This window comes from Streptomyces sp. NPDC001348, assembly GCF_053597535.1.
Genome location: NZ_JBSFIK010000007.1, coordinates 228,125 through 240,395, shown reverse-complemented (window position 1 = coordinate 240,395; position 12,271 = coordinate 228,125). Strand labels below are relative to the sequence as shown.

Sequence of the window (12,271 nt, the reverse complement as noted above, 5' to 3'; positions counted from 1 at the left end):
CCAGGCTGCTGCTCCCCCGACGTCACCGCCGGCTGACGGTCATACGCAACCCCGGCCTGCTGCTCCTCCGGCGTCAACGCCGGCTGCCGGTCATACAGAACCCCAGGCTGCTGCTCCCCCGACGTCACCGCCGGCTGACGGTCATACGCAACCCCGGCCTGCTGCTCCTCCGGCGTCAACGCCGGCTGGCGCTCGTACAAAACCCCAGGCTGCTGCTCCCCCGACGTCACCGCCGGCTGACGCTCGTACAAAACCCCAGGCTGCTGCTCCCCCGACGTCACCGCCGGCTGACGGTCATACGCAACCCCGGCCTGCTGCTCCTCCGGCGTCAACGCCGGCTGACGCTCGTACAAAACCCCAGGCTGCTGCTCCCCCGACGCCCCGGCGGGGGCAGGGACCGCCATCCTGAACTGGGGCTGTCCCCCGTGGCCCTGTGAACCCTGGGACCCAGGCGCGTACCCGTTGCCCGAGCCCGCGTATCCGTTGCCCGCACCCCCGTACCCGTTGCCCGCACCCCCGTACCCGTTGCCCGCACCCCCGTACCCGTTGCCCGCACCCGCGTACCCGCTACCCGAGCCCGCGTACCCGCTACCCGAGCCCGCGTACCCGCTACCCGCACCCCCGTACCCGTTGCCCGAGCCCGCGTATCCGTTGCCCGCACCCCCGTATCCGTTGCCCGCACCCCCGTACCCGCTACCCGAGCCCGACGCGTTACCCGTCGCCCCGTTGTAGCCCGTCGTCGAGTAGTCACCCGTCGCCGTCGGCGTACCACCCGTCGTCGCCGGCGTACCACCCGTCGTCGCCGGATTGCTGGGTGATGTCGGCTGGGAGATGGAATCCTTGTTGATCTTGTAGTGTTTCGCCAGGGCGACGAGGACCTGCCGCATGTCGTCGGTCATCATCTTGACGATCTTCTCGTTGGCGCTGACCCGGACCAGGCCGTTGCTCATCACGAGGTCCGGGTCGATCCGGGCGGCCTCCTTGGCGTACCAGTTGTCGATGTCCTTGACCTTGGCGATCGCCTCGTAGAGGTGTTGCGCGTTGTTCGCGAGCTGCTGAGGCACGTTGTTGTCGCCGGTGACGCCGCCCGAAAGCACGTCGGCCATCTGGAGCGTCTGCCGCCCGAGCCCGGAGATGGCGGAGCTGAAAGCCGTCGCCGCCTCTCCCTTCCAGAACCCGTTCTCACCGGTCACACTTTCGGCCAGGCCGACCAGGTCATCGCCGACTTCCTTCAGCACCTCCTGCACGTACCAGAAGGTGTTGGCCGCGTTCTGGACGGTCAGCGGGTTGGAATAGCCCGCTGCCTTCTGCTCGAGGTCGGAGCCCGTGTAGGCCGCGCCACCGGTGATCGCGGCCATGATGTGCTTCCAGTCCCAGTTGCTGTAGTCGCCGCTGGTGTCACCGTTGGCGTCGGCGAAGACGCCGTCCTCTCCCTCGGTGAAACCAGGGACGTCACTGCTCTTGCTGCCGTCGGCCATGCTTCCGCGCTCCCGTCGCGCAACGCCAATAACGCGCAACGCCACTTCATGGACGTTGCGCTGCCACATCACTCACGAGGCGCCCCGCCAGGTACGGGGCGCCGTTGTCCGTCATTCCGCGCGGCCGCCGAGGGCCGGTCGATCGGCGCTGTGTGCCGACGGCGTCGACTTCGATCAGAGCTGATCCTGCTGCAACGCCTGGAGCTCCGTCTGCGCCGTCGTGATCAGGGTCCGCAGTTCATCGCCCCCCTTCTGGTTCAGTTCCTCGATCGTGGAGTACTTCGTGGCCAGCGCCCGGAGGTTCTTCGCGGTGTCCATCAGTGCCGTACGCAGGTCATGGAGGGCCTCGGTGTAGTTCGGCCGCAGACCCTTGTCGCCGGTCACCGCCGCCTTGAGTTCCTCGGCCTCCTTGAAGGCACCGGGCGCGATGTCCGCGAGATCCTCGACCTTGGTCCTGGCGGTACCGATGATCTCGGCCAGCTGGTCCAGGTTGTCGGCATAACTCTTCAGCACGACGGTGTCGACCTTTACGTCGCCGGACCCGTCCTTGGATGTCGAGGACACCGACAACGCGGGGAGCGCCGGCAGCGGCGAATGGTCGATCGTCCCCTGGCTGCTGTCGGAGTACGTGCCGCCGCTGTACTGCTGCGGTTCCTTGGACTGACTTACCGCCTGCTCGTGCGCCTTCTGGTTGTCGCTCTTGCTGTAGGTGCTCTGATCACCCACCGTTGGTCACCTCCCGTCCGTAACCGAGGTTGCGGCCCCTTGTCAGCAAGGGATCACGACTCCCAGAGGTTCACGCCGTACTTCTCGCCGTGCACGTAGTGCTCGGTGATCGTCCCCAGCGACGAGGTGGCCATCCCGGCCTGCCGCTGCATCTCCTCCGCGGCCGCGTCCCACTTGGCCTTCGCGGCGTTGTAGGTCTGGCGCGCGTCACTGCTCCACTCGTGCAGGCGCTGCTTGGAGGAGTCGTCCAGGTTGCTGATCATCTCCTGGAGGTTCTTGGTGATGGTCTGCATCTCGCCCGCGACGAACTCCATCTGGGAAAAACTGACCTCGTAGGTGGCCATGCCCGTTCCTTTCGTTCAGAGGTTCTGTGGTCTCACCGGTCGGCCGGCCGACGCGCCCCGGGTGGGTTCGCGCCGGCCTCGGCTCAGAATCCGGGCAGTCCGGCGCCGATGGCCTGCTGGAGGGAGGTCGCCGAGTCGGTCGTGCTGGTGTGCACCCGGCCGTACTCGCCGGTCAGCGACTCGAGCTTCTCGGTGACGATCTGCAGCTGCTTCTTGACGGTGTCGCAGTTCTCCAGCCACGTGTTGAGGGCGCTGACGAAGGCCGACCTGGCGTCCCCCTTCCAGTTGCTCTCCAGGGTGATCGCCTGGTCGTGCATGTTGGTGTACGCGCTGGCCGTCTCGGTGAGCGCCTGCTCGAAATGCGGCAGCGCCGCCCGCATTCCCTCTACGTCGACCGTTGTCGGCGAAACCTCAGCCATCGCTCATCCCTTCTCCGACTGGGTGGTGCACCGCGGCGTTCCCCGCGGCACCCTCTGCTGTGCTCAATCCTGCGCGGACACCGCGCCCGCGAGGAACGGTGAACGGTCTTCGTTGCCTGCCGGTACGCGGAGCTGTGCCCGCGTGTCACCAAAGGCCTCCGGCGCCGGGGCGGGATGCGGTGCCGGGATGTCCCGGGGCCGCAGGGCGGGCGCCTTCGACCGCTCCGCGATGCGGTCCGCGAGACGGTGCGCGCCCCGGGCGCCCTCGGCGGGCGCCTCGGCGGCCAGCAGCTCCGCGAGGGCGTCGCGGGTGCCCTCGCCGAGCTGGTGGCCGCGCCCGGCCAGGCGGCGGCAGACCAGCTCCGTGAGGTCTTCCGGCCCGTAACCGGGCAGGTGCAGGTACTCCGCGAAACAGTTGGCGGCGGCGCTGCCCTGCGGCAGCGCCGCACGGAGCGCGGTGGGCGTCGCCCGCAGCACCATCGCGGTACGCGGGGAACGGTCCGCGGCGGCCACCAGGGCGTCCCACACCGCCGTCCGCTCGTGCGCCGGCCGGGCGGTGAAGGCCGCGTCCAGTTCGAGTTCGAGCACGCCGCCCTCGGCTTCCTCGAACAGCGTGGCCACATGGGCCTGGGGCTGGTCCGTCCACCGGGCCGGAACCCGCGAGAGCGCGGCGCGGTGCACCGCCCCGTTGGGCAGGACGCCGGTCTCCGCGAGGCACTTCGCGTACAGCGTGGACACGGCGCGCCGGCCGCTGCCCTCCTCGCCGACGAGGGCGACGTTGGCGGCCGGGACGACCGGCCCGCCGTCGCGGCACGCCGCCACCAGGTCGTTGGTGCGCTTCAGCAGCGCCGCCCGCACGTCCCGCAGACCGCACAGCCCGGCCAGGCGGCGCATGGCGGGCGGCGGCTCGGTGGGCGGCTGGAACCCCGCCGCCCGCTGCGGGGCCGGCTCCGGCGCGGACTCCGGCCGGCCGGCGTCGCCCTCCGGTACGGGCCCGATGTCGGCCGCCTCCAGGCGGCCCAGCGCGGCCGTGTCACGCGGCGGGTCGACGGCGAGGCGCGACGCCTGGTTGCTGATCATGGTCTCGAAGAGCGAGCGGGCGACCCGGCCGTTGCCGAACGTCGGTCCCTTGGGGATGTTCTCGAAGTACCGGGTGAGGGCGTCCAGGGCGGAGTCGTCGAGTTCGTAGTAGTGCTTGCCGCACAGGCCCTGCACGATGGTGACCAGTTCGTCGACCTCGTAGTTGGGGAACTCCACCGTGCGGGCGAAGCGCGACGCCATGCCGGGGTTGGACTCCAGGAACTGGTCCATCTGCTCGGAGTATCCGGCGACGATGACGACGATCTCGTCGCGGTGGTCCTCCATCAGCTTCATCAGCGTCTCGACGGCCTCCTGGCCGAAGTCGGGGCCGCTGCCCTTGGACTGGTTGGTGAGCGTGTACGCCTCGTCGATGAACAGCACACCGCCGAGGGCCTTGTTGAACACCTCGGTCGTCTTGATCGCCGTACCGCCGATGATCTGGGCGACGAGCCCCGAGCGGGAGACCTCGACGATGTGTCCCTGGCTGAGGATGCCGAGTTCGGCCAGGACGGTGCCGTAGAGACGGGCCACGGTGGTCTTGCCGGTGCCCGGCGGCCCCGCGAAGACCAGGTGACGGCTCATCGGCGGCATGGGCAGGCCCAGCTCCTCGCGCCGCTGCGTCATCTTGTTGAGGTTGATCAGGCCGTTGACCTCGCGCTTGACGCTCTCCAGCCCGACCAGTGCCTCGAGTTCGGCGAGCGGTCCGGTACCGACGGAGCCGGAGCGGCGTTCGCCGCCCGGCGCCGCCGCCCTGTCCTGGCGCGTGCCGCCGCGTGCGGGGGCCGGCGCGCCGGGCGGCGGCTGCTCGTGGTCCTCGCCGCCCCTGAGCCGGTTGACTCCCGTGCCGCTGTTGTTGGCGACCTCGCACCGCTGGATGCCGACCAGTTCGTCGGAGTTGCTGCGGACACCGTCGCCCACGTTGTCGACGATCGTGCAGTCGCTGAGGTCCGCCCGGCCCGACGCCTGGATGTTGACGCCGTGCCCCTTGGCGTCGTGCACCCGGCAGCCGGCCGCGGTGAGGGTGCCCCCGCCCAGCACCCTGGCCCCGTCCACCGAGGACCCCGTCAGCTCACTGTCCCGCAGCACCACCTCCCCGTCGGTGCCCACGAGCACGCCGGCGTCCGCGACGGTGGACGACTCCACCTCGGCCCGTGCCCCGCCGGACACGGCGATGCCCCAGTCGCCCGCGGCACGCAGCCGCACACCGTCGAGCCGGGCGGTGGAACCCTCGTTGAGCTCCACGCCGGTGCCCTGGTGGAGGTCCAGGTCGCAGTCGCGCAGTTCCAGGCGGGCGGAGCCCGACCCGCGCAGTCCGGCCGAGCCGTCCTGGGCCGACAGCTCCTGGAAGACCGCGGTGGCGCCGCCGCTCAGCTGCGCCGTGCCCCGGGCGGCCCCGCGGACCCGGAGCCGGACGAAGGCCGCCCGGCTGCCGTCCTCGAGGAGCACGGCCAGCGGGGTACCGGTGATCGCGCAGTTCTCCAGGCGCGGCTGGGAGGCGCCCGTCACCTGGAGCCCGCTGCTGGTCGCGGAGTCCAGGGTGCAGTCCCGCAGCACGGGGGACGCTCCACCGCTGACGTGCACCGACTGCCCGCCCGACCCGCCGAGGGAGCACTCGGTGAACGTGGTCAGGCCCGTACTGGTCAGATACGCGTCCAGGCTGGCGGAGCCGGTGACGGTGACCCGCATCAGTTCCGCCTTGGCCTGCTGCTCCACCACGACCGCGGGCTTCGCGCTCCCGGTCACGGTGGTGGACTCGACGGTGATCCCGCCCTGCCCGTTGACGCAGATCCCGTTCCCGCCGACACGTTCCAGGACGCAGCCGCGCACGGTGAGGCGTCCGTTCTCGGCGACGACGACGGCGGAGGAACCCAGATCGGTGAGGGTGGTGCGTTCCACCGTGTTGGCGGTGGGCGCGGTCACCACGATCCCGGCGCCGCCCGGGTTGCTCGCCCGGCAGTCCCGCATCGCCAGCTGACCGGCCTGCCAGGCGATCACCGCGGCCCAGGCGTTGCCCACCACGGTGCAGCCGTCGAGTGCCGCCTGCCCACGGCGGACGTCCACGACGGCGGCGTTCGCGTCGGAACCGGCGAGCGTGAGGCCCGACAGCTGCACCGCTTCGGCGTCCACGACGACGGCACTGCCCACCGGCGACTCGAGCCGCACGCTGCCGGGGTCGCCGTCCGCGGACAGGGTGACCGCACGGTTGAGGGTGAGGGCCTCCTGGTAGGTGCCGGGCGCGATGGAGATCAGCGCGCCCTCCCCGGCGGCGGCCAGCGCCTGGGACACGGTGCGGTAGGCACCGGGGTGGGTCATCGAGACTCTCAGGACCTGCCGGTTCACGGCTACGCCCCTTTCTGCGGCAAGGTACCGGCCGAGGACCCGGGCTGCCGCGGCCCTCCTGGTGTGTTCGGTGGGGTCTGTAGCAGTCCGGGAGCGGCACGGAAGGCCGCCGCGTGCTCGTCGGGAAGCGGATCGCCCGTCCGCTCCGGGTCGTCACCGGCCTGCTTCCAGAACTCGTGGATCTGTTCCAGGCCCGCCAGCGCGATCTCGTCGAGCGGTACGCGGCCCTCGCCGACGCGTCCCTGCTCGTCGGCCTCGGACGCCGACAGCTCGCGCAGCATGATCGCCGGGCGGTCGCCGTCGACGGTGCGCAGCACCTTGAACCCGGTGCCCGGCGCGAAGACGACCCGGTCCGGGATCTCCGGCAGCACCAGCGCGGTACGACGGGCCGTCAGTGACCAGATGAGGACGTCGGTGTTGCCGGCCAGGCCCCGGCGGACCGCGGACAGGGCCGAGAGGAACGAACGCTCGGTGAACGCCGTGCCCTCCCGGTACCAGGCGCGTTCGGCCGCGCTGAGGGTGGCCCGCAGCAGTGCGCCGCCCCGGTAGGACGGCAGCCTGCGCAGTCCGCCGGCGGCGCAGCGCGACAGCGGTACGTGCGGTCCGGTCGTCGCCGCCCGGATGGCCGCGTCGATGGCCGAGGTCGCACCCGAGAGGTACAGGCGGGCGGCCGCCAGGTCGGTCAGCGCGTCGCTCGCCGAGCTGCGCGGGCCGCCGTGCAGCCCCGGGGACTCGGACAGCAAGCGGGTGACGAAGGCCGCGGCGGTGTCGTAGCGGGCGCCGAGACTCCGTCGCACCCAGTCGCGTTCCCGGTCGATGCCCTTCTCCGGTGGTACGACGTCGGCGGCGGGCGCGGGCGCCGGCTGTACCCGCGGGGCGCCGGCGCCCTGTGGAGCACCACCGCCCTGCGGAACCGACGGCACGGGGGGTGGCGCGGCCACGGGCAAGGGGGCTGGAAGGGCGTCGTCCCCGGCCGGCTCGGGGGCCGCCGCGGGGGGTTGCGGCGCGGGCCGGACCGGCTGGGGGCTCGGTGACTCCAGGCGGATGCGCGGCGCCGCCGACGGTGCCGGGACAGGTGTGGCCGCCGGACCGGGCGCGGGCGGCGGTACGTGCGGGGGCGCGGGGACGGGCTCCGCCGGCGGGGACACCGCCGGCGCGGACGGCCCCCCGGACGCCGGGGGGATGGCCGGTGCCGACGGCGGGGGATCCGTCGGCACCGGCGCAGGGGGGACCGGTGCCGACGACGGGGGATCCGTCGGCACCGGCACGGGGAGGACCGGTGCCGACGACGGGGGATCCGTCGGCACCGGCGCAGGGGGGACCGGTGCCGACGACGGCGGAGGGGCCGTCGGTGCCGGCTGCGGGGTGTTGGTCTGATCGGGTGTGGGGGCGAACGGCGCCGCGGACCCCGCCGGTTCATGCGAGGGCGGGGCGGCTGCCGGGCCCGTGGCGACGGGCGGCAGAGCGGGCAGGCCGGGGCCGGCCACCGACCGGGCCGTCGGCACCACCGACGGCTGCGGGGCGGCCTGCTCCGGTCCCGGCTGTGACGTGGGCACACGGGCCGGCGGCAGGCCGTCGGGCCCCTGCTGGGGCGGGGCGGGCCGGCCCGCGACGGGGGCGGCCCCCTGCGTCCGGGCCGCCGGAAGGTCCGTCCACGCGCTCCCTCGTACCGAGGAGGACGGCGCGGTCCGCTCCGTGCTCGGCGCGGCCTCCAGGACGCGTCCGTCGGCCGGCCCGGGCTCGGCGGGGACCGGTCCCCCGGGCGGCAGCGGCGGCGGGCCGCCTTCGGGGAACCGGCCCGCCTCGCTCGAGGGCATGATGCGGCCCTGCCGGCCGAACGAGGGGTCGAGGCCGCGCAGCAGTTCGTAGGAGATGTACCGCATACGGTCGGCGGCCATCGGGTTGGTCTCGTCGTACAGGATGGCGGGGTACACGGGATCGGCCGGCGCGAAGCGCACGGTGTGGCCGTCGGACGGCTCCGCCGCCGGGCGCACCCACAGGCCGCTCTGCACGACCTCCAGGACCACGTCCGGGGAGTACTGGTAGACGCCGTGCCCGATGGCCGGGATGTCCCCCACCGGGACCCGGGTGTTCAGGGGCAGCGGGGCCTGTGCCCGGCCGCCGGTCCGCGAGCGCGGCAGGAAGCCGAACTGTTCGGCGTACGGACGCCAGCCCAGCGTTCCGTCGCGTACGACGGTACGCACCACGGGCGCCCCGCCGTCCGCGCCGGGAGTGGGCACGCCCGCGTGGACGACGACGGGTTCGTCCAGCAGGTCGGCCAGGGCCTGACCGAGCGGTGTGCCGCTGGGGACGGCCACCGGACCGTAGGGCAGGAAGCGCACCATGGGCCGTGCGGTGGGGGGCAGCGTGTCCCAGAACGCGGAGACCTCCTCGAGCGGCAGGGCGGACGTCCCCGGGCTGCCGAGCGCCACCCCGATCTGGTCGGGGTGGCCGACGAACCGGTCGATCAGCCACTGACGGTGTTCGGGGGCGGCCGCGTCCTCCCAGGTGCCGCGGATCCACGCGCCGCCGGGCAGCGGCTCGACCACGCCGCCCGCGCCGGTCGGGCGCGGCCGGTCGGGCACCGAGAACTCCCACTGCGGCTTGGGGAAACGCCGTGACTCCGGTACCGACGGCATCCCGGGCCGGTACCGCAGCCAGCCCAGGCCGTGGCCGGCGGGGACGAACAGTGCCCCGCCCGCCGCGGGGACCACGGTCCCGTCGGGGGCGAGCACCACACGTTGCAGCCGGTCCGCCAGCAACTGGGCGGCCTGCTTGACGTCCTCCCGGGTGCCGCGGCCGGGGACGATACGGAAACTGCCGCCCCGGCGGGCCAGGGACCGGGCGACCTTGTCCCACACCGCGTCCTCGGGGCTGGCGGGCAGGTCGAGGACGACGAGGGTGTGCTGGGGGTCGGCGGCCAGGCGCCGGGTGAAGTTCAGCGCCCGGCTGTCCACGAAGCCGCGCGGGTGGACCAGCAGCGCCGTGCCGACGCTCCGCGACTCCAGCGCGGGCCCGCCGGTGCCCGGCGCCATACGGGACAGCCTGGCGGACAGGCGGTGGCCGAAGTCGCCGCGCGCCGCCGGACGGTCCCCGGACCGCCCGGCCATCTCAGCTGCCTCCCTGGACGACGGCGGCGGCCCCGGCCCGGCTGAGCCGCGGGCCGGCGGGGATCAGGTCGAGGGTGGCGGCCGGGAGGGTCCGCGGGGTGATCCCGCTGTAGCCGAGGGCGTCCACGGCCTGGCCGACGAGCGGGTACTTCACACCCTGCTCGGTGATCAGGAAGGGCTCCGGGGTGCCGTAGTCCCCCGGCTTCTTCGGCGGAACGGCGAGGACCGCGTGGGCCGGCGGGACGACGACCCGGGTGCCCGCGGCGGTCACGCGTCCGGTCTCCCGTACGATCCGGCTGCGCACCCCCGAGTGGTCCACGGTCCGCAGCAGGCACAGCGCGGACCCGGCGTCGGCGGTGGCGTCGGTGCCGTTCAGCAGGTCGGGGATGCGGTGCAGCAGGGAGTCGTCGGAGGAGGCGTGGACGGCGGCGATGTCGGTGGGGCTGACCTTCCTGGCGTCCTTGCCGCCCGGTGCTGCGGCGAGCAGCGCGGCCTCGGTGGCGGTGAGGGAGGCGACACCGTCGTCCCTGAGGACGTAGAAGTGGTCGGTTCCGTTGACGACGGTGCGGAACAACTGGCCGACCCGTACCGCGGCGCCCCCCAGGGTGCCGCCCTCGGTGCCGGCCTTCGGGATCCGGGCGGGAGCGATGGTGGTGCCGGTGGGCAGCGCGTCCAGCCAGGCCGAGGGAGCGCTGACGGGCTGCTCGGTGTCCAGGCCGAGGGCGACGACCGAGGACCGGCCGTCGACGGGGTACTTGGTGTTCCGCCACAGCACGTAGCGGGTCCCGCCGGGACCGGACACGAAGACCCGGGCGTCGTCCGGTACGCCCCGGGCGGACCGCGGGGCGAAGTCGAGCGCCTCGCCCGGACCGGAGCCGGTGCGCAGGCAGTCGGTCCACGCCCCGGTCAGCAGCGACGACGGCGGTGCGACGTCGTCGGGGGCGCCCGGGATCCCCAGGGGCGCCCCCCGGGGCACGTCGTCCATCGACGCACGGGAGACCTGCTGCACGGCGGTGTTGCCGCCGGCCAGCAGGAGCGCGGAGGCGTAGTTCGCGGTGGGGTGCAGCATGCCGCCGGCGTAGAGGTAGCGGTTGCCGGTCTCCTTCTCGACGACCAGGGCACCGGCTTTCTTCCACGACGTGTTGTCGACGGGCTTGATCACCCCGTAGACCACGGAGACGAGGACGAGCAGGACGGCGGCGATGACGCCGAACATGCTGCCGAGCCCGGACCGGCGCATGGGTGTCTCGCCGGTTCCCGGGTCGCCGGAGACCAGGGCCGAGGCCAGACGGCCGGTGGCGAACTGGTAGGCGTGCAGGTGGTCGCGTCGGCTTTGCACGGCTCCCCCCTCAGCTGACCATGGCGCGGAAGTAGGCGTACACGTGCAGCAGTTGCAGTGTCAGCGGCAGCAGGGCCAGCGCGGTGACCACCTCGAGGATGTCCGCGATGTGCCCCCACACCGGAAGCAGCCGGGTCGTGGGCAGCCGCCACGCTCCGACCAGCAGCGCTCCGGCGGCCACCAGCAGGGCCAGCAGCAGCGCGCACCCGACGGAGGGGGAGGCGGCCGACGCCCACGCGTACACCACGGTGAGCAGTCCGAGCGCGCCGCACAGGGCCATCGGAACGCGCTGCCAGGTCCCGTTCAGGTTCTTCGAGCGCAGCAGTGCCGCGCCGGAGAGGACCAGGGCGAACAGCCAGTGCAGCCAGCCGCTGTGCCGGGCCAGCAGGACGAACGCGGTCGCGCACAGCAGCCCGGTGGCGATGCTCATCACCGTGAGCATGGCGTCGGCGTTGGCGGCGCGCCTGCTGAGGAGGTGCTCCACCTGGGGGTCGATGTCCTCCTGGAGTTCGTCGGCGTTGCGCGGCAGTTGCGGGACGCGCAGCCGGGCCAGTCGCAGCGAGGCCCTCGGCGCGAGGTGGCCGAGCAGGAAGAAGACGACCGCCACCGTCACCGTGCTGCCGGCCGCGTCCAGGCCGAAGGCGGCGGACAGCGTGCCGCCGGTCGTGGCGAGGACGGCGGTGAGCAGCATCGTGCTGGTCAGCGTCAGGGAAAGCCGGGGCAGGGCCAGCAACACCGCGGACATCAGGGCGGCGCATCCCCCTCCGAGCATGATGTCACCGGGGCGGGGCGACAGTAGGCCGGCCTCGCCGTGCAGGGCGGTCAGCCCGGTCAGGGCCGAGAACACACCGGTGCCGAGGCCGGTGATCAGCAGGGTGGTCCGGTCGGCGGGCCGCCGCTGGTCCAGGGCGCCGCCGACGCACAGGGCGATGGCGGCGATCGCGTAGAGCACGGGTACGAGCGCACCGTCCGCGGTGCCGGGGACGGCCACGGCGAAACCGGCCAGTACGAGGGCGGCGAGGGAGTGGAAGAGACGGCGGGTCAGTTCCGGACGCCACCGGTCGCGGCGGGAGGCGACGGCGTGGGCGACGCCGTCGGCGACGTCGTCGAACTCCAGCTCCGGCATCGGGTCGTCGGCGGGGCGCAGGTACAGGATGTCGCCGTGGACCAGTCCCGCGCTCTGCGGTGTGGCGTCGATGTCCAGCGGGGGCTCGCCCAGCCGCTGGAGTGTCCAGGTGCCGACGCCCCGGCCGAGGTCGGTGGGGATGTGCCGCATCAGCATCGCCAGCAGGGCGGAGACGGGTGTGGTGACGGGCACGGCGAGGTCGGCACGGCCGACCGGGCCGGCGATCGTCAGCCGGCACACCTCCGTGCTGACCGTCCGGCGGGCGCCGGGGGCGGAGACTGCGGTGGTCATGGTGCTCCTGGAGGACAT

8 protein-coding genes are annotated in these 12,271 nt (G+C 73.2%); all 8 read right to left on the bottom strand.

Features of this window, described 5'->3' with window-relative positions:
- The coding region (locus ACWC21_RS10595; RefSeq protein ID WP_450880195.1) for a hypothetical protein at positions 1–1,547 on the bottom strand (1,547 nt) is incomplete at its 3' end.
- A gap of 105 nt (positions 1,548–1,652) precedes the next feature.
- Entirely contained in the window at positions 1,653–2,204 is a 552-nt protein-coding gene (locus ACWC21_RS10590) for a hypothetical protein (RefSeq protein WP_450880193.1), read from the bottom strand.
- A gap of 53 nt (positions 2,205–2,257) precedes the next feature.
- Positions 2,258–2,548 (bottom strand): WXG100 family type VII secretion target, encoded by a 291-nt coding sequence (locus tag ACWC21_RS10585; RefSeq protein WP_450880191.1) that lies wholly within the window; start codon positions 2,546–2,548, stop codon positions 2,258–2,260.
- 83 nt (positions 2,549–2,631) lie between these two features.
- On the bottom strand, positions 2,632–2,967 hold the full coding sequence (locus tag ACWC21_RS10580; protein ID WP_450880189.1) for a WXG100 family type VII secretion target: 336 nt from the start codon (positions 2,965–2,967) through the stop codon (positions 2,632–2,634).
- Between the two features lie 63 nt (positions 2,968–3,030).
- Positions 3,031–6,387 carry a right-handed parallel beta-helix repeat-containing protein gene (locus tag ACWC21_RS10575; protein ID WP_450880187.1) on the bottom strand — a complete coding sequence of 1,119 codons (3,357 nt, stop codon included), beginning with the start codon at positions 6,385–6,387 and terminating at the stop codon, positions 3,031–3,033.
- 2 nt (positions 6,388–6,389) lie between these two features.
- Positions 6,390–9,497, bottom strand: coding sequence for a hypothetical protein (locus tag ACWC21_RS10570; RefSeq protein ID WP_450880185.1), 3,108 nt, complete (start codon positions 9,495–9,497; stop codon positions 6,390–6,392).
- A gap of 1 nt (position 9,498) precedes the next feature.
- Complete coding sequence (eccB, locus tag ACWC21_RS10565; protein ID WP_450880183.1) at positions 9,499–10,836, bottom strand: type VII secretion protein EccB; 1,338 nt, start codon at positions 10,834–10,836, stop codon at positions 9,499–9,501.
- 10 nt (positions 10,837–10,846) lie between these two features.
- Positions 10,847–12,253 (bottom strand): type VII secretion integral membrane protein EccD, encoded by a 1,407-nt coding sequence (gene eccD, locus ACWC21_RS10560; protein WP_450880181.1) that lies wholly within the window; start codon positions 12,251–12,253, stop codon positions 10,847–10,849.
- Between the last annotated feature and the right edge of the window lie 18 nt (positions 12,254–12,271).